24 protein-coding genes and 1 tRNA gene are annotated in these 26,576 nt (G+C 58.4%); 12 read left to right on the forward strand and 13 right to left on the reverse strand.

What is annotated here, in order from left to right:
- Positions 1-6: 6 nt before the first annotated feature.
- The 3 genes from ACTJK5_RS06055 to yajC form a co-directional block, all read right to left on the reverse strand.
- On the reverse strand, positions 7-399 hold the full coding sequence (locus ACTJK5_RS06055) for an Mth938-like domain-containing protein (protein WP_113179532.1): 393 nt from the start codon (positions 397-399) through the stop codon (positions 7-9).
- Positions 399-2,960: a protein translocase subunit SecDF gene (gene secDF / locus ACTJK5_RS06060; RefSeq protein WP_313059339.1), complete on the reverse strand. Its 2,562-nt coding sequence runs from the start codon at positions 2,958-2,960 to the stop codon at positions 399-401. Before secDF ends, ACTJK5_RS06055 begins: the two co-directional genes overlap by 1 nt.
- A 63-nt stretch (positions 2,961-3,023) precedes the next feature.
- Positions 3,024-3,380 carry a preprotein translocase subunit YajC gene (gene yajC, locus ACTJK5_RS06065; RefSeq protein WP_062425451.1) on the reverse strand — a complete coding sequence of 119 codons (357 nt, stop codon included), beginning with the start codon at positions 3,378-3,380 and terminating at the stop codon, positions 3,024-3,026.
- A gap of 234 nt (positions 3,381-3,614) precedes the next feature.
- On the opposite strand from yajC, the gene ACTJK5_RS06070 reads away from it, so the two are divergent.
- Positions 3,615-4,490, forward strand: a complete 876-nt coding sequence (locus ACTJK5_RS06070; protein WP_440612012.1) for an ATP-binding protein — start codon at positions 3,615-3,617, stop codon at positions 4,488-4,490.
- A 152-nt stretch (positions 4,491-4,642) separates the two neighbouring features.
- Positions 4,643-5,542 (forward strand): hypothetical protein, encoded by a 900-nt coding sequence (locus tag ACTJK5_RS06075; protein ID WP_062437668.1) that lies wholly within the window; start codon positions 4,643-4,645, stop codon positions 5,540-5,542.
- A 118-nt stretch (positions 5,543-5,660) separates the two neighbouring features.
- Here ACTJK5_RS06075 and dksA read toward each other — a convergent pair whose 3' ends face one another.
- Positions 5,661-6,080 carry an RNA polymerase-binding protein DksA gene (gene dksA, locus ACTJK5_RS06080; protein WP_062425454.1) on the reverse strand — a complete coding sequence of 140 codons (420 nt, stop codon included), beginning with the start codon at positions 6,078-6,080 and terminating at the stop codon, positions 5,661-5,663.
- Between the two features lie 268 nt (positions 6,081-6,348).
- On the opposite strand from dksA, the gene ACTJK5_RS06085 reads away from it, so the two are divergent.
- The 4 genes from ACTJK5_RS06085 (at position 6,349) to ACTJK5_RS06100 (ending at position 10,194) form a co-directional block, all read left to right on the forward strand.
- Positions 6,349-6,858 carry a SixA phosphatase family protein gene (locus ACTJK5_RS06085; RefSeq protein ID WP_113179529.1) on the forward strand — a complete coding sequence of 170 codons (510 nt, stop codon included), beginning with the start codon at positions 6,349-6,351 and terminating at the stop codon, positions 6,856-6,858.
- Positions 6,859-6,959: 101 nt separating this feature from the next.
- Positions 6,960-8,435, forward strand: coding sequence for a YcjX family protein (locus ACTJK5_RS06090; RefSeq protein WP_113179528.1), 1,476 nt, complete (start codon positions 6,960-6,962; stop codon positions 8,433-8,435).
- Complete coding sequence (locus ACTJK5_RS06095) at positions 8,432-9,508, forward strand: YcjF family protein (RefSeq protein WP_113179527.1); 1,077 nt, start codon at positions 8,432-8,434, stop codon at positions 9,506-9,508. Before ACTJK5_RS06090 ends, ACTJK5_RS06095 begins: the two co-directional genes overlap by 4 nt.
- A 128-nt stretch (positions 9,509-9,636) precedes the next feature.
- Entirely contained in the window at positions 9,637-10,194 is a 558-nt protein-coding gene (locus tag ACTJK5_RS06100; protein WP_062425458.1) for a hypothetical protein, read from the forward strand.
- Between the two features lie 6 nt (positions 10,195-10,200).
- On the opposite strand, the gene folK is transcribed toward ACTJK5_RS06100, so the two are convergent.
- Genes folK through folP form a run of 3 tightly spaced genes read right to left on the reverse strand, consistent with a single transcriptional unit; the run spans position 10,201 to position 11,955 of the window.
- A complete protein-coding gene (gene folK, locus ACTJK5_RS06105; protein ID WP_440612013.1) occupies positions 10,201-10,737 on the reverse strand; it encodes a 2-amino-4-hydroxy-6-hydroxymethyldihydropteridine diphosphokinase in 537 nt (178 codons plus the stop codon).
- A complete protein-coding gene (folB, locus tag ACTJK5_RS06110; RefSeq protein WP_113179525.1) occupies positions 10,730-11,095 on the reverse strand; it encodes a dihydroneopterin aldolase in 366 nt (121 codons plus the stop codon). The genes folK and folB overlap by 8 nt, the downstream gene beginning before the upstream one ends.
- Positions 11,092-11,955, reverse strand: a complete 864-nt coding sequence (gene folP, locus ACTJK5_RS06115; protein WP_440612014.1) for a dihydropteroate synthase — start codon at positions 11,953-11,955, stop codon at positions 11,092-11,094. The genes folB and folP overlap by 4 nt, the downstream gene beginning before the upstream one ends.
- Positions 11,956-12,163: 208 nt before the next feature.
- Here folP and ACTJK5_RS06120 point away from each other — a divergent pair, with 208 nt between their 5' ends.
- The gene (locus ACTJK5_RS06120; protein ID WP_113260693.1) at positions 12,164-12,793 is read left to right on the forward strand and encodes a DUF922 domain-containing Zn-dependent protease; all 630 of its coding nucleotides are present in this window, start codon (positions 12,164-12,166) and stop codon (positions 12,791-12,793) included.
- 299 nt (positions 12,794-13,092) lie between these two features.
- Here the strand turns inward: ACTJK5_RS06120 and ACTJK5_RS06125 are convergent, their stop codons facing one another.
- Entirely contained in the window at positions 13,093-13,413 is a 321-nt protein-coding gene (locus tag ACTJK5_RS06125) for a 2Fe-2S iron-sulfur cluster-binding protein (RefSeq protein WP_113260694.1), read from the reverse strand.
- Positions 13,414-13,573: 160 nt separating this feature from the next.
- On the reverse strand, positions 13,574-13,942 hold the full coding sequence (locus ACTJK5_RS06130) for an Hpt domain-containing protein (RefSeq protein WP_113260695.1): 369 nt from the start codon (positions 13,940-13,942) through the stop codon (positions 13,574-13,576).
- Between the two features lie 480 nt (positions 13,943-14,422).
- Between ACTJK5_RS06130 and ACTJK5_RS06135 the strand changes: the two genes are divergently transcribed.
- Positions 14,423-21,403 (forward strand): hypothetical protein, encoded by a 6,981-nt coding sequence (locus ACTJK5_RS06135; RefSeq protein ID WP_440612015.1) that lies wholly within the window; start codon positions 14,423-14,425, stop codon positions 21,401-21,403.
- Between the two features lie 645 nt (positions 21,404-22,048).
- On the opposite strand, the gene ACTJK5_RS06140 is transcribed toward ACTJK5_RS06135, so the two are convergent.
- Together ACTJK5_RS06140 and ACTJK5_RS06145 are read right to left on the reverse strand one after the other, a co-directional pair.
- Positions 22,049-22,984: a PopZ family protein gene (locus ACTJK5_RS06140; protein ID WP_440612016.1), complete on the reverse strand. Its 936-nt coding sequence runs from the start codon at positions 22,982-22,984 to the stop codon at positions 22,049-22,051.
- A gap of 197 nt (positions 22,985-23,181) precedes the next feature.
- On the reverse strand, positions 23,182-23,853 hold the full coding sequence (locus ACTJK5_RS06145; protein ID WP_082447213.1) for a protein-L-isoaspartate O-methyltransferase family protein: 672 nt from the start codon (positions 23,851-23,853) through the stop codon (positions 23,182-23,184).
- 243 nt (positions 23,854-24,096) lie between these two features.
- Between ACTJK5_RS06145 and ACTJK5_RS06150 the strand changes: the two genes are divergently transcribed.
- Positions 24,097-24,249, forward strand: coding sequence for a DUF3309 family protein (locus ACTJK5_RS06150; RefSeq protein ID WP_082447214.1), 153 nt, complete (start codon positions 24,097-24,099; stop codon positions 24,247-24,249).
- A gap of 145 nt (positions 24,250-24,394) precedes the next feature.
- Here the strand turns inward: ACTJK5_RS06150 and ACTJK5_RS06155 are convergent.
- Positions 24,395-24,468, reverse strand: a tRNA-Cys gene (locus tag ACTJK5_RS06155).
- A gap of 201 nt (positions 24,469-24,669) precedes the next feature.
- Between ACTJK5_RS06155 and ACTJK5_RS06160 the strand changes: the two genes are divergently transcribed.
- The 3 genes from ACTJK5_RS06160 (at position 24,670) to ACTJK5_RS06170 (ending at position 25,545) form a co-directional block, all read left to right on the forward strand.
- Positions 24,670-24,960 carry a hypothetical protein gene (locus ACTJK5_RS06160; RefSeq protein WP_062437692.1) on the forward strand — a complete coding sequence of 97 codons (291 nt, stop codon included), beginning with the start codon at positions 24,670-24,672 and terminating at the stop codon, positions 24,958-24,960.
- A gap of 72 nt (positions 24,961-25,032) precedes the next feature.
- Positions 25,033-25,278 carry a DUF982 domain-containing protein gene (locus tag ACTJK5_RS06165; protein WP_113227592.1) on the forward strand — a complete coding sequence of 82 codons (246 nt, stop codon included), beginning with the start codon at positions 25,033-25,035 and terminating at the stop codon, positions 25,276-25,278.
- A gap of 138 nt (positions 25,279-25,416) precedes the next feature.
- Positions 25,417-25,545, forward strand: a complete 129-nt coding sequence (locus ACTJK5_RS06170) for a hypothetical protein (RefSeq protein ID WP_274103640.1) — start codon at positions 25,417-25,419, stop codon at positions 25,543-25,545.
- Between the two features lie 295 nt (positions 25,546-25,840).
- Here the strand turns inward: ACTJK5_RS06170 and wrbA are convergent, their stop codons facing one another.
- Positions 25,841-26,440: an NAD(P)H:quinone oxidoreductase type IV gene (gene wrbA / locus ACTJK5_RS06175; protein WP_113260698.1), complete on the reverse strand. Its 600-nt coding sequence runs from the start codon at positions 26,438-26,440 to the stop codon at positions 25,841-25,843.
- Positions 26,441-26,576 lie beyond the last annotated feature (136 nt).

Here is a 26,576-nt window from a genome sequence, read left to right on the forward strand (position 1 = left end):
CGTTCTTCAGCCTTCGACCGCAATCAGGGCGGCAGCCACTGCCCGCGATTCGGAAAGCATGATGTTGTATGTTCTGACCGCGGCACCCGTGCTCATCGGATCGACAGAGATGCCAGCCTCTTTCAAGGCGGCCTTCAACTCTCTCGGGACGACCCGCATGGAGTCGCCCATGCCGATCAATAGAAACTCAATGTCGGCCGCTTGTTCCAGAACCTTGGTGAAGTTTTCGACCGAAAGCTGCGAGGGATCGGTCACGTCCCATCCGTGAATGCCGGAAGGAAGGCAGAGAAGCGAGCCGCGATGCGACATCTCGGCGAAGCGAAAACCGCCATTTCCATAAGCATCGATAGGCGCCCGGCCAGGAAAATGGGCCGGGCGTATTTCGAGTCCGCCAGCCATCAGACTGCCGGTTTGCCGCTGATCGAATTCGCCTTCTGCTCGTCCTTGTCATCGGCATCCGTGCTGGTCGGACGTAGATTGAAGGCGATCAGAACAGGAGCCGCGATGTAGATCGACGAGAACACACCGATACCGACACCGAAGAGCATGGCGAAGGTGAAGGAGCGAATGACTTCACCACCGAAGAGATAGAGCGACAGCAGTGCGAGCATGACGGTCAGGCCGGTCAAGATCGTACGCGACAGCGTCTGGTTCAGAGAGACGTCGATGATCATGGACAGCGGCATTTTCTTGTAGCGCCGCAGGTTCTCTCGAATTCGGTCATAAATGACCACCGTATCGTTCAGCGAGTAACCGATAATGGTCAATATCGCCGCGATACTGGTGAGGTTGAACTCGATCCCCAGGAAGACGAAGAGGCCTATGGTGAAGACCACGTCGTGCACCATGGAGATGATCGCACCGAGCGCAAACTGCCACTCGAAGCGGAACCAGATGTAGATCATGATCGCGATCATGGCGAGCGCGATGCCGATGGTCGAGGTGACGGTGAGATCGCCCGAGACGGCCGGTCCCACGACTTCCACGCGGCGGAAGTCATACTTATCCTGCAACTCGCCGCGGATCATCGTGATTGCAGACTGCTCGGCATTCTCGCCGCCTTCCTGCGCCTGGATGCGGATGAGTACGTCCTGCGGAGAACCGAAGCTCTGCGCCTGGATTTCACCGAGGTTCAACTGGCTGAGACGGTCACGAATATCTGCGAGATCGGCATCGCCGCTCTTCGACCGAACTTCGATGATGGATCCGCCCTGGAAGTCGATGCCGAGGTTCAAGCCCTTTGTCATGAAGCCGCCGACGCAGGCAAGCATGATAACGGCGGTAAGGCCGAAGACGAACCGACGATACTTCATGAACGGAATATCTCTTCCGTCGAACATACCCGTGCGCACGCCCTTCGGCAGATGTTTAGGACGGCTACGGCGAACCCAGGCACCGAAGAGCCAGGCTGTCAGCGTATAGGCCGTGAATACCGTCGTGACGATACCGACGGCAAGCGTCACCGCGAAGCCCTTCACGGGACCTGTGCCCATATAGAAGAGCACGCAAGCCACAATGAATGTCGTGAGGTTAGCGTCGATGATGGTGGCGAAGGCGCGGGTAAACCCGTTCTCAAGCGATGATATCAACGGTTTGCCGCTTTTGACTTCCTCGCGAATTCGCTCGTAGATCAGAACGTTCGAGTCCACTGCCATACCGATCGTCAAGACGATACCGGCAATCCCCGGCAAGGTCAGTGTCGATCCGATAACGCTTAGGAGCGCCAGGAGCATCACGATATTGATGACAAGCGCGATATTCGCCAGCAGGCCGAAGAAGCCATAGAAGATAAACATGAAAAGGACGACGCCGATGGCGCCGATGGCACTCGCGGTCAGGCCGGCATTGATGGAGTCACTACCAAGGCTTGGACCGACGGTACGCTCTTCGACAACCGTCAATGTTGCAGGCAGAGCACCGGCGCGCAGCAGCACGGCGAGATCGTTCGCGCCCTGAACAGTAAAATTACCGGAAATTTGGCCGGAACCGCCGATGATTGGCTCGCGGATCACGGGTGCAGAAATAACGTTATTATCGAGGACGATGGCGAAAGGCTTACCGACATTCTGCTGGGTGGCCTGGGCGAAACGCTGCGCACCGCGGCTGTCGAAGCGGAATGTCACAACAGGCTCATTCGTCTGCTGATTGAAGCTTGCCTGCGCATCGACAAGATTGTCGCCCGAGACCAGCGCACGGCGCTCGACGAGATAAGGAACCGGCGGGTCGTCCTGCGAATAGAGGATCTCATCGGTCGCAGGTGGGCGTCCGTTCAACGCTTCCTGAACAGGCATGGATGTATCCACCATGCGGAAGGAGAGCTTGGCGGTCTGGTTCAACAGCGACTTAAGGCGCTGTGGGTCCTGGAGGCCGGGAACCTGAACGATGATACGGTCATTGCCCTGGCGCACGATCAGCGGTTCGGTCGTGCCGAGTTCGTCGACACGACGACGCACCACTTCAATCGACTGGGAAACGGCAGAAGACAGGCGATAATCGATGCCTGCATCGGTGAGGTTCAGGCGCAGGAGATTGTCGCCGCCGTCACTCATCGTCACTTCCTGCACCGAGCCACCGGTCAGCGTACCGACGGAGACTGGCAGCGTCAGATCTTTCAACGCATTCTTGGCCGCCTCATACTGAGCCGGATCGGTGATACGAACCTGGATCTGCTGGCCGTTACCGGCCAGACCGGAATAGCGGATATTGGCGTCGCGCAACTGGGCGCGGACGTCGCCGACGATGGTTTCGAGACGTTCCTTGACGATGTCGGAACGCTCGACTTTGAGCATGATGTAGGAACCGCCCTGAAGGTCGAGACCAAGCGTCACCTTGTTGTGCTTGTACCAGTTAGGCATTCCCTCCAGCTGCTTGTCCGTGAACAGGTTGGGGGAAGCGATGACGGCGCTTATCAGCACGATCAACCAGATGAAGACTGTTTTCCAGCGGGAAAAATGAAGCATTTCGGTCTCGGTCAGGGTTGGGTTAGAAAACCCAGGCCGCGTCGATGCGCAGCCTGCTTATTGTTACTTCGCGTTAGCAGGAGCTTCGGTCTTGACCGGCTCACCCTTGACACGAACCTCGGCGATATAGGTGCGCGATGCGCGGACCTTGACGCCTTCGGCAATTTCGACTTCAAGTTCGTTATCGTCGATAACCTTGGTCACCTTGCCGACAATGCCGCCGCCCAACACAACCTGATCGCCACGACGAATGTTGGTAAGCGTCTCCTGACGCTTCTTCATTTGCGCGCGCTGCGGACGGATCAGGAAAAAGTACCACACGACCATGAGCGGGGCGAAAAGGAAAAGCATTTCCAGGCCGGACCCGAAAGCCGATGGTGCGCCTGCTGCATCCTGAGCAAAGGCTTGGCTAATGAACATAAAAAACTCCTCAGATTTCAGGCACAGTCTTAAGCCACTGGCCAGCTTTCAAGCCGCCGGAATATAGTTGCGATCCCCTAGAATGCAACAGAAAGACTTCGACCCCCGTACCGTTTCCACGGCTCATACTCTTTCGGGGCATGAAACACCATGCTAGGCCGCGCAAATTCCACGTCTGTTCCGGCATTTGACCGGGTTCAACGAGCAGCGGAAAGTCGACAAGGAGCATCGATCATGACGTCAGAAGAAACCAGCGCACTCCTGCTTCTCGAACTTCGCCGTCTTGCCGACGCCGTGGAGCGGCTCGCAGGCCCCGCACCTGCGTCAAATGACTGGAATAGTGCCGATTGTTTCGTCTGGACGCCTGGCAATGCATGGCTGCAGCCCGTCCCGCGTCCGAACCGAATTGCGCTGACGCTGATCCGCGGTGTGGACCACGTCCGGGATATCCTGCATGAGAACACGCTGCGCTTCGCAGAAGGCTTTGCTGCCAACAATGTGCTGCTTTGGGGCGCGCGCGGTATGGGCAAATCATCGCTGGTGAAGGCGGTTCACGAAGACGTGCGCACAGCAAGCGGTACGTCGTTGAAGCTCGTCGAGGTGCACCGCGAAGACATTCACACCTTGCCCGTCCTCCTCGATATTCTGAAAGCCGCTCCGCACAGAATCATCCTCTTCTGCGACGATCTATCCTTCGACCATGACGATACGGCCTATAAGTCTCTGAAGGCGGCACTGGATGGCGGTATTGAGGGCCGCCCTGAGAATGTGCTGTTCTACGCGACCTCCAACCGCCGTCATCTCCTGCCGAGACACATGATGGAAAATGAACAGTCGACTGCCATCAATCCATCTGAAGCGGTCGAGGAAAAAGTCTCGCTGTCCGATCGCTTCGGCCTATGGCTTGGGTTCCATAAATGCAGCCAGGATGACTACCTGGCGATGATCGATGGCTATGCGGACCATTTCGACCTCGGTCGCGCGCGCGATGTCCTCCACCGCGAAGCGCTGGAATGGGCGACGACACGTGGCGGCAGATCCGGTCGCGTGGCCTGGCAATATATCCAGGATGCAGCCGGGCGTCTGCGCAAGCCTCTGGACCAGCGATAGACAGATAAGTGATTGATCACAACCATAGCGATAGGCGGCAAATCAGAGACACTTCAGTATCCGCGATAACTTAGTGCGCAATGGAACAAACGGATGGAAAGGCCGTTGCTCGGCATGCGCAACCATCGCGCGATACATTAGGAGAGTCTCAAATGGCCGATCAGGTCCGCTATGCAACATCGACGGTGGCCGCGCGCAGCGCAGTCTTGCCGGAAGCCGTGACACGTATTTCCTGGGGTGGCGTTTTTGCCGGTGTCGCCGTGGCACTGACGCTTCAGCTGGTTCTCAACATTCTCGGCGCCGCCATAGGTGCTGGCGTAATCGACCCTGCTCGTAACGATACGCCATCGGCAATGTCGCTTTCGACCGGCTCCGTTATCTGGATCATCGCCAGCGGCATCATCTCGTCCTTCGTCGGTGGCTATGTCGCAAGCCGCCTGTCTGGCCGCGCGGTCCGTTCCACTGGCGCCCTTCATGGCCTGACCACCTGGGCCGTAACCACGCTGATCGTCTTCTATATGCTGACCACCTCGGTTGGAGCGTTGATCGGCGGCGCATTCACTGGTGTGACGAGCGTCTTCTCCGGCGCAGGCTCGACAATCGCAACCGCTGCGACGACTGCAGCCCCTGCGCTTGCCAACACATCCGATCCACTGGCGGGTATCGAGCAGCGCATTCGCGATGCGAGCGGTGGAAACGATCCGCAGGCGCTGCGTGATACAGCCGTCAGCGCCGTCCGCGCCGTGCTGACTGGCGACCAGGCTCAGGCTGAAGATGCACGCAACCGTGCCGCCGACGCCCTTGCCCGCGCACAGAATATCCCGGTCGATCAGGCCCGCCAGCAGGTCACAGATTACGAAAATCAGTACCGTCAGGCTGTAGAGCAGGCCAAGGTTCGTGCGACCGAAGCTGCTCAGGCAACTGCGACCGCCGTGTCGACAGCCTCTTACGTTGCCTTTGGCGCGCTCCTGGTCGGTGCGGTTGCCGCTCTCTTCGGCGGCAGCGTTGGCACAAGCCGCGCTTACCGCGAGGGCGACGTCGTCGTCGAATAATATCGATCGAAAGATTGTCTGGAATGCCCGCGCAAGTCGCGGGCATTTTTTTGAGGGCATGAAAAAGGCCGCCTCATTTCTGAGGCAGCCTTCCGATCATCATATCTGATAGGACTGACTACTCGTCACGGTACACTTTTTCGCGACGCTCGTGACGCTCCTGCGCCTCGATCGACAGCGTTGCGATCGGGCGAGCATCCAGACGCTTGATACCGATCGGCTCGCCTGTTTCCTCGCAGTAGCCGTAGGTTCCGTCCTCGATGCGCTGAAGGGCGGCGTCGATCTTGGAAATCAGCTTGCGCTGACGATCGCGGGCTCGAAGTTCGATGGCTCTGTCGGTTTCGGATGAAGCGCGGTCAGCCAGATCAGGGTGATTGGCACTTTCCTCTGCGAGATGACCAAGTGTCTCGCGCGCTTCTCGCAAAATGTCGTTTTTCCAACCGATCAGCTTGGCCCTGAAATAGGCGCGCTGGTTGGCATTCATGAACTCATCGTTTTCCGAGAGCACATAGTTACTAAGATCGATCTTCTCACTCAACGCGATTCTCCTCGAAGAACATCTCATATGGCGGGGGTATACTCCAATGCCGTGTAGCCATTCAAGTCTGGAGATTCGTTTTTAGGCATTTTTAAATCTGTCATAAAAATCATCTAAACGACTATTTTTTATACATTATTGCGACGTCACGGATTATTTCTTCAATCACTTTATCTAGACTTGCTTCGCGATCGACGCCTCTTGCGAGTTTGCCCCCTCCTCCTGTAAACATCGTTCTCCCTCTTTGATTGCATTAGGATGCTCCGGAATGGCGCCGTCTCAACAGCAAACTTTCCGGCTTTATCTGTTGCGTCACGCCCAGGCAGGATGGGCGGAACCCGGCGAACGCGATTTCGATAGAAGACTAACCGAGGAGGGCAAGGCCGAGGCCGCTCTCATCGGCAAATCCGCCGCGGAAAAAAACTATCGCCCGGAGCTCGTGATCAGCTCCGCCGCCACCCGATGTCGCGAAACCACGCGGATTTTCCTGCATTCATTCGGGGGAGCCATTGCAGCGTCCTATCTGGACGAAATGTATAATGCGCAGGCTGAAACCTATCTCAATCTCGCGCTTGCACGGGACGAGGTTTCCTCCCTCATGCTTGTGGGACATAATCCGACAATGGAGGCCGTTGCTGAAGCTTTGCTCGGCCGCGACATCCTCGAATCGTCGCTGCCGCACGGGTTTCCCACGGCCGGGCTCGCGGTGCTGGACTGCGCGTCTAGGGACAAAGCCAAGCGCGACTCCTGGCGCCTCATCGACTTTCTGACGCCATAGCCAAGATCGAAGGCCGCGCAAAACTTTCTTCGGCGCTTCTTTTTTGAGCATGCGACAACCCTATATATTTTCGGGAAACCGATTATTTTTAGGAAGAGTCATTGCCACCATCCCTGACATCCTTCACCGACAGTGCATTGATCGCCCTCGACAACCTTGCCGACCGGGCAAATGCGCTTGCCAATCCAACATTGCGGCTCGGTGTGACGGGACTTTCGCGCGCGGGCAAGACGGTGTTCATCTCGTCGCTCGTCCATAATCTCCTGAATGGTGGACGCCTGCCACTCTTCGAGGCAACCCGGTCCGGCCGGGTCTCGAATGTGCGCCTGGAGCCGCAACCCGATGACGCCATTCCGCGCTTCCAATACGAAGATCACATCCAGGCACTGGTGCGAGACCGTGTCTGGCCGGACTCCACGCGTGCGATTTCGGAGCTGCGCATCACGCTGGATTACCAGAGCGCGAGCGGCTGGGGACGGTGGTTTTCACCGGGCAGGCTGTCCATCGATATCGTTGATTATCCGGGGGAATGGCTGCTCGATCTGCCACTGCTGGCACAGGATTACAAGACCTTCAGCGACAACACGGTCTCGCTGGCGCAGACAGGTGTGCGCGCCGAGCTTGCCCGCGATTGGCTGGAGATTGCGTCCTCTCTCGATATCGATGCACCTGCCGACGAGATGACCGCCAAGCGCCTGGCAGAAAGCTTCGCGGCCTATCTCAAGGCCTGCAAATCCGATGAACGTTCGCTTTCGACACTGCCGCCCGGCCGCTTCCTGATGCCGGGCGATCTCGAGGGCTCTCCTGCCCTCACCTTTTCACCTCTTCCCGGTATCGGCACCGAGAAGGCTGCTAAAGGATCGCTCCGCGCCATGATGGAGCGGCGCTTTGAGGCGTATAAGTCGATCGTGGTGAAGCCGTTCTTCCGCGAGCATTTCGCCCGTCTCGACAGGCAGATCGTCCTCATCGACGCGCTGCAGGCGGTCAATCGCGGACCGGAAGCAGTACAGGATCTGGAGCGCGCGCTTGGCGATGTGCTTGCCTGTTTCCGCCCTGGCAAGAACAGTCTGCTCTCGTCACTCGTGGGACGGCGAATCGACAAGGTGCTGGTGGCCGCGACCAAGGCGGATCATCTGCACCACGAAAGTCATGATCGGCTGGAAAATCTCACAGCGCGTCTGGTCGATCGCGCCGTGACGGCGATCGGCATGAGTGGGGCGGGTATCGAAGTCATGGCGCTTGCCTCAGTGCGCGCGACGAAGGAAGCAAGCGTGCGCCAGGACGGCGCGTCATTGCCGGTCATCGTCGGGACGCCGATTGCCGGCGAGACGATCAATGGTGAGGTCTTCGATGGCAATCGCAGCACTGCAATCTTTCCCGGCGATCTGCCGGAAGACCCCGAGCCGCTGTTTCGCCAGATCGACGCGCAGGGCGCTTCGGCAGACCTGCCGGACGTCAACGTCATCCGCTTTCGTCCGCCGAAGCTCGAAGAGACGGCTGGCGGCATCAAGCTCTCGGTTCCGCATATCCGGCTCGACCGCGCCATGCAGTTCCTGTTTGGAGACAAGCTCGCATGAAAGACGACACTAACGGCTCTTCCCGCAGACCCGCCGCTTTCACGCTGGAAACGGAAGCGAGACAAGACGCGCCGACGGCTTTGCCACGGCGTCAGCCGCGCAGCTTCGATAGCGATGTGTCCATGGTGCCGGATGAAGAGGATCCATTCCTGGCACCGGAAGAGATCGATGCAGCACGGCTTCCCGTGGCTGAACCGCGTCGTCACCGCTTTTCCTTCGGCAAGCTTGCTCTCGGCGCAGTTGGCGTTCTGCTGGCACTTGCCTTCGGGCTGTGGGCGGACCAGCTGATCCGCGACCTGTTTTCGCGCTCTGACTGGTTGGGTTATACCGCGAGCATTGCCCTCATCGTTGCCGTCTTCGCCGTCCTTGTGCTTGTCGGGCGAGAAGTCTTCGGAATCATGCGGTTGAATGCGGTGCAGTCACTGAAAGCCGATGCGCAAGACGCTGCCAGCCAAAAGAAGGCGTCTGCCGCGCGCTCGGTTATCACAAAGCTGACGGCTGTCCTTTCTCACCGGGCGGAGACAGCAAAAGGTCGTGCTGCGCTGAAGGATACCGAAAACGACGTGATCGACGGCCCGCATCTGATGGAGCTTGCCGAAAGGGAGCTTTTGACCCCGCTTGACCGGCAGGCGCGTGCGCTGATTCTCAACTCTTCGAAGCGCGTCTCCGTCGTGACTGCCGTCAGCCCGCGGGCGGTCGTCGATCTGGCCTATGTTCTGTTTGAAGTGACCCGGCTGGTTCGCGCCATGGCAGAACTTTATGGCGGACGTCCCGGAACGCTCGGCATGATCCGGCTGCTGCGCGATGTGATTGCTCATTTGGCGGTGACAGGCTCGATTGCGGTGGGTGATGGGCTTGCTCAGCAGGTGCTTGGACATGGTCTCGCCTCGCGCCTTTCGGCCCGTCTCGGCGAAGGTGTCATCAACGGACTGATGACCGCACGGATCGGTATTGCCGCAATGGACCTCTGCCGCCCGCTTCCTTTCCGGGCTCTCAAACGGCCTGGCATCAGCGACTTCATGTCCGATCTCACACCGGATCTGAAAGGTGGTTTAAAGACGGAAAAGCCCTGATTTCAGGGCTCTTCAGGACGAAATGGTTACAATTCGTTATCCTTATTTCGGCGAAATATACCAAGCGTTAACCATTCGCGACATAGATTGCTCCCACACAAAGCGACCTACTCGCCAGGGAAAGTATCATGTTTTCGCGCTTCTTTTCGCTTCTGGGCGGGCTTGCCGCCGTTATGTCCGTGAGCAGCGGGCTCGCAGTTTCCGACGTTCAAGCCGCATCGCGTGACGATGTCTTTTTCGGATCGGTCGCCGGCACGTGGTCCGGCCCAGGCGAGATCGTCGCGGGCAAGTACAAGGGCACCAAGTTCAATTGCGATCTCACCGGCGAACCGCTGGGTGAAAAAGAGACCGGCATCAAGCTTGGCGGCACCTGCCGCGTTGGCGTCTTCAAGCAGCCCATGTCCGCCATCATTGCCAAGAAGGGTAGTGGCTATGAGGGCAAGTTCCTCGATGGCTCCGAGGGCAAGGGACTGGACGTCACCTCCGGACAGGTCAGTGGCGACAAGGTGGTGCTCGGCATCAACCGTGCGAAGCTCAACGGCGCCATGGTTGCCCGTGTGATGGAAGACAACAAGTCGATGAACATCACGATCTCGGTAAAGGTCGCAGACCAGATGATTCCCGTGATCGGCCTGACGTTGGCGCGCAATGTCGACTCGATGGCGGTCGGCTCGATCAAGCCGTAAAGCGCCTCAATCCAATTCTGATCGTGAAGCGGGAGTGGCCCACCATTCCCGCTTTTCGTTTGCGCGCACGATGCCGGTCTTATCCGCGTCTGCCAGCCACTCGATCACCCGCCTGCCCTTCACCACCAGATCCGGCGCGATATCGGCAAGCGGCATCAAGACGAAGGCTCGCTCCGTCATTCTGGGATGGGGAATTTCGACACGCTCCGTCAGGATCTCAGCGTCGCCATAGGTCAGCACATCGATATCGATGGTGCGCGGTCCCCAGCGCTCAAGGCGAACGCGTTTCATCCCGCGTTCAATATCAAGGCAGAGATCGAGCAAGGCCTCTGCAGGCAGCACCGTTTCGATCAAAGCGCAGCAGTTGAAGAAATCGGCCTGATCGGTCCTGCCCCAGGGTGGTGTGCGGTAAAGCTCGGACACGGACACAAGGCGGCAATCGCTACGGTCGCTCAAAGCAGCGAGCGCTTTTGCCATGGCTGCCCTCGGATCACCGATATTGCCGCCGAGACCGAGTGTTGCGGAGGTCCACATCTCAGGCATGCTGCTCGACGCAGACCTGAGCGTAATCGAGAATGCCTGGAACAGGCGCCGAGGGTTTACGCACGGTGATCTTGACCCGCACGATTTGCGGGTAACGCTGCCGAAGCGCCGTGGCGATATCGTTGGCCAAAGCTTCGATCAGATAGCGCCGTTGGCCGACGACGATCTTTTCGATGACGGCGAAGGCCACACCGTAATCCACGGTGTTGCCGATCTCGTCCGTCTCGAGTGCACCTCCGGCCTCGACATCCATTTCGGCGTCGACGAAGAAGCGCTGGCCCAGAACCTCTTCCTGCTCCAACAGGCCATGACGAGCAAAGAACGAACAGTTTTTCAATAGGATCGTGTAACGGCTCAAGCGCGTGTCTCCTGTCGCTTCTTCTGGTCGAGGACAGCATCGGCGACAGCCAAGGCATCCCTTGTCATGGACACGTTATGAACGCGGAAAATGACCGCGCCTGCAAGACGTAAGATCGTGGTTGTTGCCGCCGTTCCCACATCGCGCTCATCCGCTGCTTCCCGCCCGGTCAGCGCGCCGATGAAGCGCTTGCGGGACGTCCCAGCCAGCATAGGCAGGCGGAACGCTGCAAGCTCATCGAAACGCGACATTAGTGCGACATTTTCGTCCACATCCTTGGCAAAGCCGAAGCCGGGATCAAGCACGATACGATCGCGCGCAATGCCGGCAGCATCGGCGATCGCAAGAGAGTGGTTCAAAAAAACGATTTGGTCGGCGACGACGTCGTCCAGCTTCTGACGCTCTCGGCCGGTGTGCATGATGCAGACGCCTGCCCCGGAGCCCGCTACGACATTGGCCATATCAGGATCTTTCTGCAGGCCGAAGACGTCGTTGACGATGTGAGCCCCCGCCTCGATCGCCAGGCGCGCCGTCGATGCACGGTAGGTATCGACGGAGATCAGCGCATCCGTTTCCCGCGACAGCCGTTCGATCACCGGAAGAACGCGATCCTGTTCCTCCGCATCCGTGACACTTGCAGCCCCTGGACGGGTCGATTCACCGCCGATATCAACGATGTGCGCGCCGTCTTTGACGCAGGCCAAGGCGTGCTGGACGGCCTGGTCCACGTTCGCAAAGCGTCCCCCATCGGAGAAAGAATCCGGCGTGGCGTTGACGATCGCCATGATAAGGCCATGTCCATCAAGTTTCAGGAAGCGGCCATGGGCCGCTTGCCACAGATTACTGCTGGCTGTTATCAAGTAACATACGCCTTTCCGAATTCGTGGAGTGCCTTGCCATCTATACCGATCCCGCTCCGTTTTCCGCATCGGTCGTTGTCAGACCGGTATCGACTTTCTCCAGGCGCGGTACGTTTTGCGAAGGATTGAAGGGTCGTGTTAACACTTCTTCGGCCACCTTGGGCTCTATGCCGCAATCCTCCGGCAAGTTCAACATGAAGGCCGGAAAATGAAGCAGCTTTCACCCGTCTGCCGCGCGCTCCTCGCGGGCGCCCTGTTGCTCTCATGTCTGGACCGTCCGGCTCTCGCCGAGGCCATCAGCACCAAGACCTATTCCTATTTCACCATTGGCGGGAAGACGGCTGAAGATCTGGATCGCGAGCTTTCGCAGCGCGGCCCGGTCACCATGTCTACGGGCTTCCGTCATCCGGGTGCGACAGAAATCAAGTTCGGTGGTGAACTCACCTACGTGGAGAAGAATGGACAGTGCGGCGTGGGCACAGTGAAGGTCACGCTGCACACGAAGATACTTCTGCCGCGCTGGTCGAACCGGCGTCGCACCAATGCGGATCTGGCACTGATCTGGGATACGCTTGCCGCCGACATAAAGCGCCATGAGGAACGGCATGCCGAGATTGCCCGCGGCTACGCGCGCGATCTCGATCAGAAGCTGCGCGCGCTTCGTCCGCAAGCCGATTGCGAGACCATTCAGAAGATGGTCGCGGAAGTCAGCCAGGAGGTCATGGATGCGCATGACAAGGATCAGGTGCGGTTCGACAAGATCGAGTCCAAGAACTTCGACGCCAGAATGACGCGGCTTCTCAAGAACCGCATTCAACAACGTGCAGGCTCACGTTGACGACGGCATGAATCACATGGCGCTTGCGTCAACCATGTCATCAACCAAAAGGTTTTGCCGGATAATCACCGTTGATTTCTTGCCATGGCCGCCTGAGGCAGACTCACGTATTGGTGAAAGCACTAGATAACAGACATATTCGAAGACTTGAAATTCACGATCGCACGGGCTCTCCCGGTGCGTATGAAGCCGCAGGTGTCTTCCTCTCCGCCTGCAGGTAACGCGCCCAACTGGAGCGGCAGGTGGAGTGACTATGGCCACCGCCGCTCAATCTTTTCAAAGACTTCCGGTAATTTTGATCAGCCCTGGCGCTCAGGCACGTGAACGACCAAACCGTTGAGGTCGTCGGTCATCTTGATCTGACAGGAAAGACGCGAGGTCGGACGGACGTCGAAAGCGAAATCGAGCATGTCCTCCTCCATCGGCTCGGGCGGCCCTACCCGCTCCGTCCATTGATCATCCACATAGACATGACAGGTGGCACAGGCACAGGCACCACCGCATTCAGCATCAATGCCGGGAACGGAATTGCGAACAGCGTTCTCCATCACGGTGGAGCCGTTGCTGACGTCAAGTTCATGGGACGTGCCGTCGAAAGCAACGATAGTCAGTTTGGTCATTTCAAAAGATCCAGGCAGAGTGTTTGAGAATTCTTCTAAACACATAGAAAGGCCGGCTGCGATTGGCAACCCGTCAATGTGGTTGCGAACCGAACCGGCCCTCGTCAGCTGTTGTGTTCCGGGCGCAAATTTGCCCGGATGCCATCCGTTTCGCTGAAGATTATCGGCAGAGCTTCAGAATGAAGTTTTCGGCTTCCAGAACGGAGGCTGCCAGCTTTGCAAGCGACGCACCGTCATGCTGGCCGTTTTCGAGGGCTTCGGCGGCAGCGGAGACGTTAAAGGCGCCAACTGCATCGGCAGAGCCCTTAAGGCGAACCGCAATGGTGCGCGCCGAGGGCTTATCGGCAAAGGCAAGCTCCTGCAGAATGGACCGCGCATGCCGCGAGAAGAGCTGAAGAACAGCGATTTCAAGGTCCTTGTCACCCTTCGTCTGAGCGGCAAGGAGAGCGAAATCGATCGGTTTCTTTCCAGTAGCGGTGTTGCCGCCATGATTGTCCGGCGCTTCGAACGCGATACTCAGCGCAGCCATTTCCGTTATCCTTCATTATCTATGGGTAGACGTTGCTTGAATGTGTTTCACATCAAAGCAGGCTATTGTCGCTTTCCGCTAAAAATGCGGCGCCTATAACGGGAAAATCTTTCGCTATGGTTAATTTATGTTAAACTTCTCATAATTCAGGGTTTCCAGGCCTTTTACGGGTTTAAAAACTGTTAACAAGCAGGCACTTGGACTGCCTTCCCCGCCCGTGTTAATTGTTTAAAAGCTGCAAATGTGTCACTACCGTTATTCGGTGCCGCATCACCTCTTTCCCGGTTTTGCGGATTCGGCAAGCTGATGTATTTTTTGCCTTAAAGCTGGGTGACCACTTTCAGGTGTTAGTAAGGAACAGGCCACCGGGCAACCATGATGGTTCAAGGTGTCTTGCAGGCATGATGGCGGATATTCGTTTGCAGGCGGCGGGCGAATGAACGGCATGAGCCGGGCGTATATGTAACGAGGCGTAACCGCATGGCGAACAACAAGTTTAGCGACTCGATCGACGAGACTGCGTATCAGGCACTTGAAGATGCTTTGCAGCTCGGCGCATACGAAAACCAGCCGGAGCCTCGTAGAAGGTCCACTCCTAAGCCCGCGGAGGCAAGAGTGCCAGAACAGAATAGACCGCGTAAGAACGACCAGCAGGCACAGTCTTCGGCTCAAGCAGCGGCAGCGCGTGCGGCGAGCGAGCAGCAGTCGCGAGCCGGAGGGCTTGAGGCTGCCAATGACGGCACCAAGCGTAGCCCGGCCATGATCCTGCGATCGCTGGAGGCCGGCTCCATGACGGGCGCCATCCGCAATGCATCGATCGTATCGGTCTTCTGGGCGATTGCCGGCGTCGGTCTTGCACATGCCATCTATGGCGGCCAGATCTGGAATGTAGGCTCGGTTGCACAGCTTTTCGCGATTCCCGGCCTGATGGCGATCATGGTCGGCATTGTCGTTCCGATCATGCTCTTCTTCGCCTTCGCCATCATGATGGCGCGTGCCAAGGATCTGCGCAATGCCGCACGCTCCATGGCAGAAGTCGCGCTGCGTCTCGCAGAGCCGGAAACGATCGCGTCCGAGCGGATCATGTCGGTTGGCCAGGCGGTTCGCCGCGAAGTGTCCGCCATGAATGACGGCATCGAGCGCACCATTGCCCGCGCGACCGAGCTTGAGACGCTGGTTCATTCGGAGGTCAATGCGCTCGAGCGCAGCTATGCCGACAACGAACTGCGCGTGCGCGGTCTCGTTCACGAACTGACCGCAGAACGTGACGCCATTATCAGCCATGCGGAACGTATCCGCTCCTCCATCTTCGGCGCCCAGGAGCAGCTCAAGGAAGAACTGTCACTGGTTGGTGAAGAGCTTTCCATGCGTCTTGCCACAAGTGGCGAGGCGTTCGCGTCGATGATCGACACACGCTCCGCAGCGCTTCTTGAGAAATCCCGCGTTTCGACGGAAGCGATGGGTACGCTGATTGCAGCGAAGACCGAGAATCTGCTGAATGCTCTGAACAGCTCTGGAGCGGCGCTCAACAACGAATTCGATCTGCGCCTCCACGATCTCTCCAATACGTTCGACGAGCGTGGAAATGCTCTGATCGAGAAATTCGCAACGCATGCCACCGCTCTTTCGAGCGGCACGGAAACGCTCAACCAGTCCATGGACGAGCATACCCGCCTGCTCAACGACACACTGACCAAGCGCACGCAGGAACTGTCGCAGAATATCAGCCGCGGCCAACAGGTCATCGACGGGTCTCTCGACACGGTGCTCGGCAAGCTCTCCGCGACGTTGGAAGAGAAGGGCATGTCCTTCCGCCAGAGCCTGCAGAGCACGGCAGACGATGCGATCATGGATCTCGATCTGCGTTCGGGCCTCTTCGAAGAGAAGCTTCAGACGACCGTCGGTCTCGTGAACACGGCGTTCGACGCCCATGTTGCAGAGTTTGCCAGCGCCTTCGATAAGCGCGCCGGTACGCTCGACAGCAAGCTGATGGAGAGCCTCGCCCGTATCAACGAGACGGTTGCAGGCGGCACGGATTCGCTCAGTGGCATTCTCAGTTCCAATATCGATCGCCTGAATAGCACCCTCACCGACCAGTCCCTGGCTCTCGCGACCTCGCTCGGCGCTGGCCAGGAAATGCTGGAGAGCTCGCTCGAAACGCGCACCCGCGAACTGACGGACGCCTTGAGCGCCCGCACCAACGAGATTTCCAGCGCGATCGTCGGTACACATGAGAAGATCGATGCGGTTCTTGCCGAGCGTAGCGCCCAGCTTTTCGGCGCGCTGACCGAAAGCCAGAACCGTTTCGACAGCGCGCTTGCAAGCCGCTCGGAAGCCATCACCGGATCGGTTGCCGGTACCGCCGAACACCTTGCCGCACTGCTGGATGAGCGAGCCGCCGCCATCAACAACGTCGTCGCCGATGTCGAGCGTCGCCTGGCCGAAACGCTGGATAGCCGCGCTGCTGCCATTACGGGTGCCGTCTCCGGCGTTGAAGACCGCATCGCCGACACGTTGGACAGCCGCACCGCAGCGCTCAGCCACGTCGTTGCCGGCGTTGAAGAACGTATCGCCGATACGCTCGATAGCCGCACCATGGCCCTCGACATGGCGTTCTCAACCGCTGAAGAGCGCATTGCCGAGACACTCGATACGCGGACCTCTGCTCTGACGACCATGGTGAACGATGTCGACAGCCGTCTGGCGGAGACACTGGACAGCCGCACGTCTGCACTTGGCACTGTCGTTGCCGGTGTGGAAGAGCGCATCACCGATGCACTCGATAGCCGCACCATGGCGCTCGACATGGCATTCTCCACCGCTGAAGAGCGGATTGCTGAAACGCTGGATACCCGCACGTCCAACTTGACCAACCTCGTCAGCGGTGTCGAAGGCCGTTTGGCCGATACGCTGGACAGCCGCACGTCTGCCTTGGGCAATGTCGTTGCGGGCGTTGAAGAACGCATTGCCGATGCCCTCGACAGCCGCACTATGGCGCTCGACATGGCATTCTCCAGTGCTGAAGAGCGGATTGCCGAAACGCTGGATACCCGCACGTCCAACCTGACCAACCTCGTCAGTGGTGCCGAAGGCCGTTTGGCCGATACGCTGGACAGCCGTACATCAGCTTTGGGCAATGTCGTTGCGGGCGTTGAAGACCGTATCGCCGATGCCCTCGACAGCCGCACCATGGCGCTCGACATGGCATTCTCTACAGCCGAAGAGCGGATTGCGGAAACGCTGGATACCCGCGCGTCGAACCTCACCAACATCGTCAGCGATGTCGAAGGCCGTTTGGCCGATACGCTGGACAGCCGCACCTTGGCGCTCAACAGCGTCGTTGCAGGTGTGGAAGAGCGCATCGCCGATACACTCGACAGCCGCACTATGGCCATCGACATGGCATTCTCGTCCGCTGAAGAGCGGATTGCAGAAACGCTCGACAGCCGCGCAGCCTCGTTGACGTCGGCCGTTTCAGGTATCGAGACCCGTATTGCCGATACGTTGGAGAGCCGCACTCAAGCACTGAACGATGCCGTCAATGGCGTCGAAGGCCGCATCGCCGACACGTTGGATAGCCGGACGATGGCGATCAACATCGCCTTCTCCAGTGCTGAAGAGCGTCTGGCCGAAACTCTGGATGGCCGCACCAACGCCCTCACCTCGGTTGTGTCCGGCGTGGAGGAACGTCTCACCGATACGCTTGATAGCCGCACCATGGCCATCGACATGGCATTCTCCTCTGCCGAAGAGCGTCTTGCTGAAACCCTGGATGGCCGCACCAGCGCCCTCACCTCCGTGGTGTCCGGCGTGGAAGAGCGTCTTACCGATACGCTTGATAGCCGCACCATGGCCATCGACATGGCCTTCTCCTCTGCCGAAGAGCGTCTTGCCGAGACCCTGGATGGCCGCACCAGCGCCCTGACTTCCGTCGTGTCCGGCGTCGAAGAACGTCTCACAGATACGCTCGACAGCCGCACCATGGCCATCGACATGGCCTTCTCTTCTGCTGAAGAGCGTCTTGCCGAAACTTTGGATGGCCGCACCAGCGCCCTTACCTCGATCGTGTCCGGCGTCGAAGAACGTTTGGCCGATACGCTCGACAGCCGCACCATGGCTATCGACATGGCGTTCTCGTCGGCCGAAGAACGTCTGGCCGGAACTTTGGATGGCCGGACGGGTGCCCTGACCTCGGTGGTGTCCGGCGTGGAAGAACGTCTTGCCGATACACTCGACAGCCGCACCATCGCCATCGACATGGCGATCTCTTCGGCCGAAGAGCGCCTTGCTTCTGCTCTCGATGGCCGCGCTGCGAGCCTAGCCCGTACGGTCTCGGATGCCGAAGAACGACTGACATCGACGACATCCGCCATGGAAGAAGCACTATCGGTCGGCCATCTGCGTCTCGACACGATGCTTGGCACGCAGGCCTACACCATCAGCCGGACCGTCGAGCGCAACAGCGAGTTGATCGAGCAGACGGTTGCTTCCGCAGCGACGCGCATCGAAACCGCAGTCGAATCCGGTGCTGGCAACTTCGCCAACACGATGGAAACCGGCGTACAGCGCCTGGAAGACAATCTTCAGACATCGCACGACGCCATCCGCACCACTTTGGATCAGCATCATTCCGCTCTTTCAGAGACACTTGGCTCTGCCAGGGAGCAGCTCGGCGATCTTCTGTCTGACCAGACCATGTCGCTTGCAACCACCGTTGCCTCCAGCACCAGCATGCTGGAGATGTCTTTCGAAACGCAGCAGGAAGTTCTACAGCGGACGATCGACACGGCGTCGGAATCGCTGACCTCGCGTATCGAAAACTCCGTCAACACGGTCTCCAACCGTCTCGGTGAAACCGGCACGCGACTGGAAAACAATATCGGAGCTCTGCATGGCAAGCTCCAGTCCGATCTGACAAACGTCAATGCAACGCTTGACGACGCCACGCAGAAGCTCGAGGGCGTGTTCGTGACCGGTACGGCTCGGATCGACGAGCGTCTCGGCACGATGGATCGCGCGCTTAATGTCGGGCTTGAAAACGTCAACCGCACGATCGAAGGCAAGGCTTCCGGCCTTGCTCGCACGCTTCGCGATGCCGTGGCTGACGCCGCCCAGACCATCGATCACGAGGCGGTGCGCTCGACCGAGTTCATCAGCAAGACCGGCCTTGAGTTTGCAGACCAGATCAAGTCCCGCAACGACGAGTTCACCCGCACCATCGAACAGCGCTCAGATGAGATCGTTGGCCGGATTTCCGATGCGCAGAGCAGGCTTTCGGGCCAAGCCGCTGCGGTTGCACAGACCTTCTCCGATGCTGGCAACGCCATCGTCAACAAGGTTGCCGAAGCAGAAGCTGTCGTCCGCACCCAGGTCGGCGCCATCTCCGAGACGTTGACCAATGTCGAAAGCGCGCTCGATGCCCGTGGTGAGTCTATCCGCCATACGCTCGACAGCCGCACCCGCGAACTCAACTCCATGCTGGCAAGCCGTTCTGCCGAATTGTCTCGCCTCATCGAGGAGAAGGCAAAGCCGATCGTCAACGAATATGCTGTCGTCGGCCAGGATGCGGCTGAGAAGATCGTTACTGCTGCTCAGCAGAGCGCAAACCTTCTGTCGGAAACCAATAGCGGCATGGTCGGCATGGTCGAGCAGGCCATCGACGATTACGCTCGCGCCAGCAGCGATGCTGCCAACAAGCTGGTTTCGGCGACGCGTCAGAGCACCGACATGCTGTCACACAGCCATTCGAGCATGACGGACGTGGTCAATGGCGCTACCGACAGCCTGAATGTGGCCGTGGCACGTGCGACGCAGGAATTCAAGCAAGCCGACGTGGCTCTCAACAGCGCCACCACAAGCTTCTCGGAATCCGCATCACGCGCATCCGACCTGATCACCACCTCCAGCCGCCTGCTGGAGAGCAAGGTCGATCGTCTGGCCAACGTGTCCGGCACCACGCTGTCTCAGGTCGCCGGCATCGTGGCACGCTTCGACGAGCACACTTCGGTTCTGTCGCAGGCAGGCGAGCTTCTGACCTCCGCGCAGGCCAACCTCGTGGGCACGCTGGAAGAACGTCAGGAAGCGCTTCGTTCGCTCTCCGTCGGGCTGTTGCAGCGCTCCGAGGAAATCGAAAACTCCATGCGCGGCGTCATGTCGGTCGTGGAGCAGACCTTGGGCGAGGCCGAGCAGCGCTCCACCAAAGTGGCGGGCAACCTGCGCGAAAACCTCAACTCCTCCTTCGACGATATTGGTCGCTCGCTGGACGAGACCGAACAGCGGGCGCGCAGTGCGGCGCAGAACATGCGTGGCGCGCTTCTGGCAGCCAGCCAGGAAGCGGCACGTGCGATCGAAGGCACCATGTCCGAGACACAGAAGTATTCGGACGAGCTTGCAGGTCGTCTGCGCAACGGTGTCGCCTCGTCGCTGTCCGACGTCGACAAGCTGATCAATACCGCCACCGACAAGTCGAATGCGGCGGCCACGGTCATGCGCGAAACATTGCGTGAAGCGGTGCAGGAAGCGGTCAATCGCTTCTCCGGCGCGACGGAAGAGATCCGCCGCTCCAGCCAGGATATCCGCCAGGAGCTCGATGCCACCCGCGCCGAATTGAAGCGTGGTGCATTCGACCTGCCGGAAGAAGCCAAGGAAAGTGCCGCCGCCATGCGTCGCGCCGTTTCCGAGCAGATAAAGGCACTGCAGGATATTTCGCAGCTGGTGGGTCGATCCACGCAGCAGTTTGAAATCTCCGAGCCAGCAGCACGGGCGATCGCGGCTACCAAGCCCGCCGCCCCGCAGCCTCAACAGGCGCGCGCAGAGCCACGCCCGCAACAGCAGCCGCTGCCTACACCGGCAGCAACAGCAGCTCCCGTGCAGCAGCAGCCAGCCGCACCGGTCATCCGCAACGTCGCTCCCGTCGAGCAACGTCCAGCGCCTTCGCAGCCTGGTCTTTCGGCACCGCTTCAGCGCCGTGAAGAAGGCGGTGGGTGGATTAGCGATCTGTTGCGCGGCGCCTCTCGCGACGCTCAGGACGGCGCAGCACCGATGGCACCTGCCCCGTCTGCAGCCCGGCCTGCAGCCGAACAACAGACGCGTGCCGCCGACAGCCGCAACCCGCGCCATGTCGTTGAGTCACTGAATTCGCTTTCCGTGGATATCGCACGGGCCATCGATCACGATGCGTCTGTGGAGTTGTGGGGCCGCTATCAGCGCGGCGAGCGCGACGTCTTCACGCGTCGCCTCTACACTTTGAAGGGCCAGCAGACCTTCGACGAGATCAAGCGCAAATATGAGCGTGAGTCGGAGTTCCGTACCGCGGTCGATCGATACATCTCCGATTTCGAAAAGCTTCTGGCGGATGTTGCCCGCACGGATCGCGACCGCACGGTGACACAATCCTACCTGACGTCCGATACCGGCAAGGTTTACACCATGCTGGCCCACGCAGCCGGGCGCTTCAGCTAAGCAAGTGCTTCGATAAGCTTTAGGAAAACGCCCTCGCCACCGCGGGGGCGTTTTTGTTTGATGGACGCGCCTTGGATCTCGGCTGACATGTCTTCACACGACGCTGAGCGGAACGCCGCACAAGCAAAGCGTTCGCGACAATTCAGGCAGAGTGAATGAATGGCTGAAGCGATGTGCGTCCTACTGGGCGCACGGCGCTTTACTTTTGGATCTACGCATCGTGCTTTCTGAAAATCGGGTCCGACTTTTAGGCCGATGCCGTGGTCAACACGTCATCATCTTGCGACTCGGAGTTTGACCCAACTCTGAGGTCGATCCATATCGCGTCGTGGTTTTCCTCTTCGCCTTTCTGCGGAGTCGAGTACAAAGATCACTTATTGTCGGAACCGAAATAGACAGTCTCTGGAACTTTGCAGGAGGCACGGTTGAATAAGCTTCGCTGTACAGCCGTGATGACGCGCCCTGAAAAACGACGCTGCGGCAGATGGCGTTAAGCGTCCGCGCAAACGAAGCATGTAAAAGCGAAAGCCGCTGAGGAGATTATCTCCACAGCGGCTTTCTGTATCAACGAAAGGTCATCATGACCTCAAGGTGACCCCGTCTCGGCACGATCAGGAGAAAGGTGCAGCCTTCCTCCAATGTGCATCAACGACGAGGACCACGCGCAACGCGCTCGATTTCTTCACGAACCATACGCTCGACGATCGTCGGCAGGTTGTCTTCCAGCCATTCCTGCAGCATTGGACGCAGCATGTCCTGAGCGACAGTCTCGATGGTCGGGTTACGCACGCCGTCAAATACTTCAGCGAGTGCGCCGAAGGACCGGGCGATCTGGGCACCGGCTTCGGCGGATACAAGGTTCACTGGTAGATCGAGCTTGGGCTCGCTCTTCTGAACGACAGGTTCGGCTATAGGCTCCTGGCGAACGTCGACAGCGCGAGATACAGGCTTCTCTTCTTCCACCGCGCCGCGCAACTGCATCGTTTCCCAAACGGGGAAAGGCTGTGGTGCGGGCGCAGGTGCCGCGGCTTGCGGCGGAGGATTGAACGTCGGCATTTCCCGGAGCGGCTGAGGTGCTGTGGCGGCCAACAACGGACGCACATCCGTAGGGCGCGCAGGCTGTGCTACCTGTGGGCGCTCAGCCTCCAGAGAGGATTGCGTTGGCGCTGGTGCAGCGGTAGGCGCCGGCGTCACGCCCTGCCCATGAGCCGGGCTGCCCTGAGGCCCAAGCGTTGCATTACGATCTGCGGCTGCGCGAACCCGTGCTGCTACATCGGCGAGCGACATCGACTTCTCGGCGACAGGCTCTTCTCTTTCGACGACAGGCGCGAAATCGTTGAACTGGCGCGCGCCATAGCCCTGATTGGCAGCCGGAGGAACATGGGCCGGCGGGCTCGGGATCTCTGCTGAGATATCCTCGGCAAAATCCCCATCCAGCTCCACCTCTCCAAGCTCGAACTCGGTAGCCGGCTGACCTGGAAATCCATTCGACGGCGCAGGTTCGTTGCTTTCGATGATCCTGCGGATCGATGCCAGAATCTCTTCCATGGATGGTTCACGCGCTACACTCGGCTGAGCCATTTTTATCCCCGATTTTCACATTCAAGACGGGCCGGAGCAGAATACGCATGCTCCGAATCATCTTGAGTGTAGGGCACGAGCGCTCAGAAGAGAATCCATGCGGGTGGCTGAATTGCGCGATACACAGCTTTATTTACAAACAAAAATGGCCCGGCATTCGCCGAGCCATCTGTTAACCATCTGCTTTTGCAACCGATTTAGAAAACAAATTCCTTAGCCTTGGCAAAGCCCGGGAGCGGCTTCAGCGATGCATTGAAGAAGGTCGCCGCCGACACCCCCTTGCCATCCCGGCGATAAACGCTGGCTTTGGCTGCATTGCCATAACCCACGACGGCAATCAAACGACCACCATCGGCGAGCTGGTCGAGAAGCGCCTGCGGCACCTCTTCAACAGCGCCATTGATGAAGATCACATCGTAGGGTGCCTGGGCGGCATGTCCCTGCTCCAGCGGGCCAGCAACCGTGACCACATTGACGTAACCAAGTGCGGCAAGCGTTTCGGTCGCCTTCGCAGACAGTTCAGGATCGCTTTCCAGCGAAACAACGGAGCCTGCGAGTTCCGAGAGGATTGCGGAGACGTAACCCGTAGCACCACCAACTTCCAGCACCAAATCATCTTTGGTGACGGCCACGAGCTGCAGCATCTTGGCAATGGGCGAAGCCTTTAACAGGTAACGCGCCGCAAGCCCATCTTTGGCAGGACAGATCTGCAGATCTTCGTCCATGTAGGCGACCTGCTTGACGTTGTCTGGAACGAAGGCCTCACGCGGTACGGAAAGAAACGCCTTGAGCACCGAATGGGACGTTACATCGGTCGTACGCACCTGGCCGTCCACCATTTTCGCGCGTGCGGTTTCAAAATCCATCATGTCGTGCTTGCCTCGAGTAAAAGCCTAGCAGACACAGCTGTGTCCGCATTTTGCTAATCGTCTTAATGGGCTCCGCCCGTGCTTTCAAGCACAAGCATGCATCAGTGGACTAAAAAGAAACGCTCGCGCGCCTCGGCATATTCGGCCGCCAAAACTACATCCCCTGATACCGCGTTCGGGAACTTTTTTATCCGCCTAATCATTATTGCGTTACTAAGGCATCATCAACGGCTGGAGGCAAACATGCTCGGCACAATCCTCGTCATCCTTTTGATTCTGTTCCTCGTCGGAGCACTTCCAAATTGGGGCTACCACAACTACGGATGGGGCCCTTCGGGCGGCCTTGGTCTAGTGCTGGTAATCGTCCTGATCCTCGTTCTACTCGGACGAATTTGAACGAATAAACCATAGCCCCGCTGAGATCATTCGGTCCGGCGGGGCTTTTTTTGCGAAAATCAGCTGCCCAACGAGCATACGCAGAAGCGCCAAAAACGCATGCTCTGGCTGCAGGGATTCGATATCTAATATGTGGAGGATTTTATGGAGGCCTCGCCCGGAATTGAACCGGGGTACAAGGATTTGCAGTCCTCTGCGTCACCACTCCGCCACGAGGCCTCACACGCTCTGTAACGTCGAGCGATGGCGGGGATTTAGAACGAATCCATTTTCCGCGCAATAGGTAAGTTTCAAAAACTCGGATAAGATATTCTGCTCACGTTTCCACTTGCTCAGCGTTGTGGAACCTGTGCACCGGCCCAATGTTTATTCCGATCACCCACTGCGACGACATAGCATCTGATCCAAAAGGAATGTATCATGAAAGCCAAGTCCCTCATCGCAGTTTCCGTTCTGGCTCTGGCGCTTGCAGGCTGTACGACGGGAATTTCGAATGCCAATCTCGAACCAATTCCAGGCAGCATTACCTATAATGGCCAGCCGCGCACCAAGCTGACCAAATCCCCTGTTGGCAGCACCTTCACGCACAATTTCAGGCGCTGGAACGGCGATCGTGTGATCGAAACCTATCAGATCCAGCCGGATCGCTCGATCAAGATCATAGACCGTCGCATCATTCGCGACTGGCTGATGTTTGGGCGCGACGACTGATCCACACCGTTGATTGATGCACGCTCTCGGGTTAGAGGCATCTTTTGATCGAATGGGGCGGCGAACGCGAAGATGAATACGAAATGGAGCAAGCCGGTTCTTGTCGCGCTCGAAGAGCCGGGCAATTACACCAGCATTGAAACGACCCAGGCCGCGTCCTGGGCGATGATCGAAGACTGGCCTGTGGAAGAGGGTGACGCGCTCGATCACGCTCTGCTCGTCTTCGCCGCTGTCGGCGCTGGTAAGAAGAAGCCAGAGGATGCCAGGCGCGCCTTTGTCGCGGCCGCGCTCGAAGCGGGCGTCGACATCAAGGCATAATGTCGCAATTGCGCAGATATGGGTTATCGCGCGCTGTTCTGGTGTGTAGAAGATGTCGACCGGTTCATCCACAGCATGTCGTGCCAGGCATCGAATGTGCGATGCCGACGTATTTCAGCACGAGAACTTGAAGTCGATATGATGGATTATCAAACGCCTTGGAAAGTGCAAAAGACGATGAAGAAGCCCCTGCTCCTGCTTTTGATGACCTGCCTAGTGGTAGGTATCGTCGGCCATCTGATCATCGCCTTCGTCATTACCGGCTGACCAAAACACGGGATAAGAGATTTTCTTTACCGTCCATTAAGATTCGCATCGTTGTTGCGGAACTACGTTATGTATTCCACGTTTTCCTGGTACGGAAATCTGGAGGGTAATGAGATGCGTGACGGCCTAAACAGTTTGCTCGAAATATCGCTTCTGGGATTTGTGGTTGTGACCTGCCTGATCATGGTCAACCCGCTGGTCTGAAGCTCGTAAACAGTTCGATATCTCAGCTGCCCCTCACGGCAGTTATGAAAATGCGGCCTCACGGGCCGCATTTTCGTTTTGTCTATGAGGCTTAGGCCGACAGCTTGGCTGCGAGCTTGGCGACATGCGCGCCCTGGAACTTTGCGCCTTCCAGCTCGACTGCCGAAGGCTGGCGCGAGCCGTCACCATCGGTGATGGTCGATGCGCCGTAAGGCGAGCCGCCCTTGACTTCGTCCACGCCCATTTGACCCTGGAAGGCATAAGGCAGACCTGCGACGACCATGCCGTGGTGCAGGAAAGTCGGGATGAAGCCGAGGATGGTGGATTCCTGGCCGCCGTGCTGCGTCGCCGTGGAGGTGAAGGCCGAGCCCACCTTGCCTACCAGCTTGCCGCTGAACCACAGGCTACCCGTCTGATCCCAGAAGTTACGCATCTGCGAGGCAACGGTGCCGAAGCGTGTGCCGGCGCCAACGATGATCGCGTCGTAATCTGCAAGCTCTTCGACGGTCGCGATCGGTGCCTGCTGATCCAGCTTGAAGTGAGAGGACTTCGCGACGTCTTCCGGAACGAGTTCGGGAACGCGCTTCACGACGACGTCGGCGCCTGCAGACTTTGCACCTTCTGCAACGGCGTAAGCCATTGTTTCCACATGACCGTAGGACGAGTAATAGAGCACCAGAACTTTTGCCATCGTTGGTCTTTCCTCATTGTTTGTTGTTCAGCATCAGGATCGCGGACGATTTCTACGCCGCTGATGTAACAAGACGCTAACAGAGGAATAGGGCGAGAGCGAGAGGTGCGGAAAGGACGCACCGTTCTCGATTTGC

This window comes from Agrobacterium sp. 22094 (assembly GCF_052046015.1).
In the GTDB taxonomy this organism is placed as follows: domain Bacteria; phylum Pseudomonadota; class Alphaproteobacteria; order Rhizobiales; family Rhizobiaceae; genus Agrobacterium; species Agrobacterium cavarae.

Bases quoted from the DNA above. Each gene is read 5' to 3' on its own strand.
- ACTJK5_RS06100 (WP_062425458.1), top strand. From the start codon at position 9,637: ATGTTTTCGCGCTTCTTTTCGCTTCTGGGCGGGCTTGCCGCCGTTATG.
- ACTJK5_RS06150 (WP_082447214.1), top strand. From the start codon at position 24,097: ATGCTCGGCACAATCCTCGTCATCCTTTTGATTCTGTTCCTCGTCGGA.
- ACTJK5_RS06130 (WP_113260695.1), bottom strand. From the start codon at position 13,942: ATGGCTGCGCTGAGTATCGCGTTCGAAGCGCCGGACAATCATGGCGGC.
- ACTJK5_RS06070 (WP_440612012.1), top strand. From the start codon at position 3,615: ATGACGTCAGAAGAAACCAGCGCACTCCTGCTTCTCGAACTTCGCCGT.
- ACTJK5_RS06085 (WP_113179529.1), top strand. From the start codon at position 6,349: ATGGCGCCGTCTCAACAGCAAACTTTCCGGCTTTATCTGTTGCGTCAC.
- ACTJK5_RS06125 (WP_113260694.1), bottom strand. From the start codon at position 13,413: ATGACCAAACTGACTATCGTTGCTTTCGACGGCACGTCCCATGAACTT.
- folK (WP_440612013.1), bottom strand. From the start codon at position 10,737: ATGCCTGAGATGTGGACCTCCGCAACACTCGGTCTCGGCGGCAATATC.
- ACTJK5_RS06095 (WP_113179527.1), top strand. From the start codon at position 8,432: ATGAAAGACGACACTAACGGCTCTTCCCGCAGACCCGCCGCTTTCACG.
- ACTJK5_RS06165 (WP_113227592.1), top strand. From the start codon at position 25,033: ATGAATACGAAATGGAGCAAGCCGGTTCTTGTCGCGCTCGAAGAGCCG.
- ACTJK5_RS06075 (WP_062437668.1), top strand. From the start codon at position 4,643: ATGGCCGATCAGGTCCGCTATGCAACATCGACGGTGGCCGCGCGCAGC.
- wrbA (WP_113260698.1), bottom strand. From the start codon at position 26,440: ATGGCAAAAGTTCTGGTGCTCTATTACTCGTCCTACGGTCATGTGGAA.
- ACTJK5_RS06145 (WP_082447213.1), bottom strand. From the start codon at position 23,853: ATGATGGATTTTGAAACCGCACGCGCGAAAATGGTGGACGGCCAGGTG.
- ACTJK5_RS06170 (WP_274103640.1), top strand. From the start codon at position 25,417: ATGATGGATTATCAAACGCCTTGGAAAGTGCAAAAGACGATGAAGAAG.
- ACTJK5_RS06055 (WP_113179532.1), bottom strand. From the start codon at position 399: ATGGCTGGCGGACTCGAAATACGCCCGGCCCATTTTCCTGGCCGGGCG.
- yajC (WP_062425451.1), bottom strand. From the start codon at position 3,380: ATGTTCATTAGCCAAGCCTTTGCTCAGGATGCAGCAGGCGCACCATCG.
- ACTJK5_RS06160 (WP_062437692.1), top strand. From the start codon at position 24,670: ATGAAAGCCAAGTCCCTCATCGCAGTTTCCGTTCTGGCTCTGGCGCTT.
- secDF (WP_313059339.1), bottom strand. From the start codon at position 2,960: ATGCTTCATTTTTCCCGCTGGAAAACAGTCTTCATCTGGTTGATCGTG.
- ACTJK5_RS06120 (WP_113260693.1), top strand. From the start codon at position 12,164: ATGAAGCAGCTTTCACCCGTCTGCCGCGCGCTCCTCGCGGGCGCCCTG.
- ACTJK5_RS06140 (WP_440612016.1), bottom strand. From the start codon at position 22,984: ATGGCTCAGCCGAGTGTAGCGCGTGAACCATCCATGGAAGAGATTCTG.
- ACTJK5_RS06135 (WP_440612015.1), top strand. From the start codon at position 14,423: ATGGCGAACAACAAGTTTAGCGACTCGATCGACGAGACTGCGTATCAG.